The organism is uncultured Capnocytophaga sp. (genome assembly GCF_938029845.1).
In the GTDB taxonomy this organism is placed as follows: domain Bacteria; phylum Bacteroidota; class Bacteroidia; order Flavobacteriales; family Flavobacteriaceae; genus Capnocytophaga.
In genome coordinates this window covers 1-4,844 of sequence record NZ_CALHGG010000076.1, presented here as the reverse complement: position 1 = coordinate 4,844, position 4,844 = coordinate 1, and the positions used below count along the sequence as shown (strand labels likewise).

The 4,844-nt window shown below is 32.7% G+C and carries 5 protein-coding genes and 1 pseudogene; all 6 read left to right on the top strand.

Annotated elements, in window-relative coordinates; genetic code table 11:
* On the top strand, positions 1–911 hold a 911-nt coding region (locus tag Q0625_RS05435; protein WP_298824252.1), incomplete at its 5' end, for an ATP-binding cassette domain-containing protein.
* 146 nt (positions 912–1,057) lie between these two features.
* Positions 1,058–2,530: a caspase family protein gene (locus Q0625_RS05430; RefSeq protein WP_298824250.1), complete on the top strand. Its 1,473-nt coding sequence runs from the start codon at positions 1,058–1,060 to the stop codon at positions 2,528–2,530.
* A 502-nt stretch (positions 2,531–3,032) separates the two neighbouring features.
* Complete coding sequence (locus Q0625_RS05425; RefSeq protein ID WP_298824248.1) at positions 3,033–3,401, top strand: hypothetical protein; 369 nt, start codon at positions 3,033–3,035, stop codon at positions 3,399–3,401.
* A gap of 20 nt (positions 3,402–3,421) precedes the next feature.
* Positions 3,422–4,090 (top strand): SH3 domain-containing protein, encoded by a 669-nt coding sequence (locus Q0625_RS05420; protein WP_298824246.1) that lies wholly within the window; start codon positions 3,422–3,424, stop codon positions 4,088–4,090.
* A 96-nt stretch (positions 4,091–4,186) separates the two neighbouring features.
* Complete coding sequence (locus tag Q0625_RS05415; protein ID WP_298824243.1) at positions 4,187–4,600, top strand: hypothetical protein; 414 nt, start codon at positions 4,187–4,189, stop codon at positions 4,598–4,600.
* Positions 4,601–4,741: 141 nt separating this feature from the next.
* Positions 4,742–4,844, top strand: a pseudogene (locus Q0625_RS05410) (AraC family transcriptional regulator); the annotation flags it as partial.

The window sequence follows — 4,844 nt, the reverse complement described above, 5'->3', positions numbered from 1 at the left end:
TCTGGTACGAAAGTAGTCAGTTGGCAGCCCGTCAGCGTGCGCAACAGAACAAAAAGGCGGAAGAGAAAGCCAAAGAGTTGCAGGAGTTTATCGCACGCTTTAGTGCCAACGTGGCCAAATCAAAACAGGCGACCTCTCGTAAGAAGATGTTGGAGAAACTCAACATCGAGGAAATCAGACCGTCCTCTCGCCGTTACCCTGCTATCATTTTCGACCGTGACCGTGAGGCGGGCGACCAAATCCTACACGTGGAAAACCTCGCTGCGTCTATCGACGGACAGGTATTGTTCCAAAATGTTGATATTAACCTTGCCAAAGACGACAAAGTAGCCGTAATTTCTAAGGATTCACGTGCTACCACTGCCTTTTATGAGATCTTGAACAACAACCTCAAGCCCGATGCGGGTACTTTTGCGTGGGGCATCACCACTTCACAGTCTTACCTGCCGGTGGATAACTCCGATTTCTTTACTCAAGACCTTTCCCTAGTGGATTGGTTGCGCCAATGGGCGAAAACAGAGGAAGAGCGCGAAGAAGTATACGTACGCGGGTTCTTGGGTAAGATGCTTTTCAGTGGCGAAGAAGCTCTTAAAAACTGTAAAGTGCTCTCAGGAGGCGAGAAAGTGCGCTGTATGCTCAGCCGTATGATGATGTTGCGTGCCAATGTGCTAATGCTCAACGAACCTACCAACCATTTGGATTTGGAAAGCATCACCGCCTTCAACAACTCCCTGAAAAACTTCAAAGGCACTGTGCTTTTCACCACCCACGACCACGAATTTTCACAAACCGTCGCCAATCGTATCATCGAGCTTACCCCTAGTGGCATTATCGACCGCTATATGACCTTTGATGAGTATATGGACGATAAAAATATTCAGGAACTCCGTGAAAAGATGTACCGAGGATAGTGACTAGTGACTAATAGCACTTTGGCAAAGTTCGTTGTATAAAAGGAGATTAGATGAGCTTTGCCAGAGTTTTTTTTGGGAAAATATATAATTAATAGGAGTATTTAATAAAAAGAAACACTTATCAAAAAGATAAAAGTATTTTTATGAAAACATTAGCCTTAGTATTAGGTAACAATGATTATCACGATAGTGCAAAACTAATAAACGCAGTTAATGATGCCAAGGAAATAGCAGATGTATTTAAAAGGCTTGGTTACGAAGTAATTCTTAGAACTAATCAGAAGACTCAAGACTACGAAGAAATATTAGAAAATATAAAAAAAATAATATCAGAATATGATGCATTTATATTCTATTACGCAGGACACGGATTTCAAGTAAAAGGAGAAAATTATTTAACCTCAATAGATGCTCAGATACAAAATTCTAATGAATACCATATCAAAAATAATAGTATCTCTTTAAGTGAAATATTTGATCTATTATTAATAAATAGAATTAATATCTTAATAATAGATGCTTGTCGTACACCTACCGAAGAGAGAGGATTTTCTATAGAAACAAATAATATAAATGTTCCTAAAGGTACCATAATAGCTTTTTCTACATCTCCTAATAAAGGAGCTTATGATAATGGTTTTAAAGAACATAGTATTTATACTGGAGCACTACTAAAGCACTTGGCATCTATAAAAGATTACATAACAGTCGAAGAACTTTTTAAAAAAGTACGAAAAACAGTTTATGATTTAAGTGGAGGAAAACAGGTTACTTGGGAACATACATCTTTGATAGGTGATTTTCGTTTTAATATGGGACAAATAATATATGATATTGAAATTCCATATAATGAAAGAGTTGTTAAAGATGCTAATTACATAGGGGATGAAAGTTCAATATCTAAAATTATAATGAATTTAAGGGAACATAATTGGTACGTACAAAATCCAGCTTTAGATAAATTCTTAAAAATACCACCTAATGATGTTAATAAGGATGATTTATTTATTATAGGGAGAAATATTTTGCAATCTGCAGAAGGTAATGCCAGAAACTCAATAAAATTTATTGAAAATATAGATGTAAACCTTCAACGATATTCTACAGAAAATAATGAAAATCACCTTTTAAATGGTATTTTATTTGAAATGTATTTTGATAGTATTGGAGAATTTAGGAGAGGAAAATTTAAAAAATATTATTTAGAAATTATTTTTGCTTTGAGGAAAAAAAGTATGTATTCAAAGTCTTTTGAATTTATCCATAAAATACTACAACAATATAAAGAAGAACTTTTTTATATACCTAATGTAGGAAAAGAAGAAAATATTGATATAAATATATCTGCTATACTAAAAAAAGATAGAGATTCTTCAAGTGTAGAAAGAAATTATCAAGAAATTCAAAGTATAAAGATATTAGACAAAGATATTATAGATATTATATATGATCAAGGATATATTTTTGGAGAGAAATACAAAAAGGATTTTGAACTTTTTTTATCTAATCTTATATTTGCTCCAAGAGAACTTTTTAATATCATATCTAATATACCATTAAGTTTAGTTACTTTGAAAGAAAATGAGAATTTAGATTTACCTTTTTTTCTAAAGTAAATATTATTAGTGTCCCGTTAAAATTTAGAAGAGTTAAATATTAATCAAACAACTCCAGAATGAGGGGGTTTAATTGTTCTTTGGAACTTGTTATTGTCCAGAAACTCTATCAATTGTGCGAATACATATTTGTCCTTATTCATTTGTAATCATATTAAAAGACTACAAAATTAAAAATTCAAATCGTCGCGGACTTAATACTGCATATAAAATACTTTATTTCAGTAATTTAAAGGAGCAACTAGCATACTTTAACGGGACAGTACTGAGTAAATATATTGAATTTAAATATTACAATTTTAATCTTGTAAAACAAAAAATAAAGTCTGTAGAATACAATATCAACTCAGTAGAACCCAAAATCAAGTCCGTAGGGCGCAATATAAAGTAGAAATATAATGATTTTATTTGTTTAACTATTAAGAAATGGCAACAAGATTTATTTCATTCGAAAAATTCAAGAATAAGTCCTCGTTTTAAGCAAATTACTATTGATTAAACTATGGGAAAGACAAAAGTATTTCTAACAAGCTTTAAAGAATTTTCACCAGATGAAACCCCTAGTTGGGTAATAAATGTTATTATAAGCGATACAGATAAAAAGTATAGCAAATTTCATGAACCTATCTTTGAGATTCTTCAACCTTTAGCTGAAACAATAATATTTGAATTGAAAAACTCTATACATGTCAGGGATGTAAGCTTTATAGAAGAAGATGAGGATACGATATCTTACCATTTATGGGATAAAATAAACGAATTAGCAAGACTAAAAGGTAAAGGGGCTACTCTAAGAGCTATAGTTGAGGACTTAGATGGGAATGAGTATATCTCTAATGAAATAAATATTGATGATTTTTTATTTAATTGAACAATCAAAAAAAATAGACTATGCAGCGAATTATATTCTTATTTTTGTTAATTTCCCAGTGTGCTTTTGGTCAGTTCTTTGTGGTAAAGGACAAAGATGGCTATGTAAACATTCGTGAAAAGGAAAGTGTCAAAAGTAAAATACTGGGGACACTCCCTAATAATAAACTTGTTTATATATTTCATGCTGATGAAGATATAAGTAAGTGGCATTACATAGATAAAGGGTATATTCATAACAGCAGACTGAAACCTACTTATACGTTTCTTTCCATTAAGAAAGAAAAAGAAAGCGATAATGCCATTACTTTTTCGGGTATGGGAATTCGTGTGGAGCTGACTGCTCAAAAATACGATAAGAAAAAACATGTCTTTACCAAAGAAAACAAAGGTGACCATTACGAATACAAAATAGATGGAAAACCTTTTGAAGGAACTGATGGCTCTGAGCCTGAGACGGAATATAAGAGTTTTGTGGTAAGCATTAATGGCAAACAAGTGACTATTCCTAAAAGTGCTTATAGAGATATGTATGTACCTGCCTTTAGTGAAACATCCGTTTATTATGACAAAGAAGACGATATTATCTATATAGAGGCTCAAAATGGTACAGGAGCAGGGGGCTATGATGTTTGTTGGCAGATCGTAAAGGGTGTTTATAAAACAAGAGAGGTAGGGCATTTTAATTAAAAGGAAGACAAACTCCAACTTTTAGAGCGTATCGGTAAGTTTGTAAGGAGTTAGAGGGAAGTTATTTAGAAACATAACATTTTAAAATCATAAATTATGTATACATTAGGAAAAGTAAAGAGTTTAGATGAAATCACAGGTAAAGATGTGATGGAAAATAAAATATGGTTGTGGGTATGGGAAGCCAATTTGGAAGAAGAGTATTCTGAAGACTATCAAGTGCCTGTACTTGGTATAGACAATATAGACAATTCGTTTGCAGAACCTATTATCACTTTATATGTACAAGGATATGAAGATAAAATGATAGCTTCAGCCAGTTATGATGCTGAGAAAGATATGTTGTTTGCTATTAGTATTTGGTTTAAAGGGGAATGGCATACTATACAGAATGCCACTTTTCTTACAGAACCCATTACTTTTATTTCATCTGTAAAAATAAACAACATAGAAGGACGACAATTTGTTTGTGAAGCAAAGCTAAAGGACAAAGCCTTAGCTAAAGAATAAATTTAGAAAGTGTTCATTCCAAAGTGCAAATTTTGCACTTTGGATTGCACTTTGGAGGACAAACCTCAACTTTTAGAGAGTATCGGCAAGTTTGTAAGAAGTTAAAAAGAATTTATTAAAAACTATTTAAATAAAAAGAAAATGAAAATCATAGGAATTAGTGTACGCACTACCAATCAGAACGGACAAGCGATGCAAGACATCGGGAACCTTTGGCAACGCTTTTTTAGCGAGCAACTTTTGG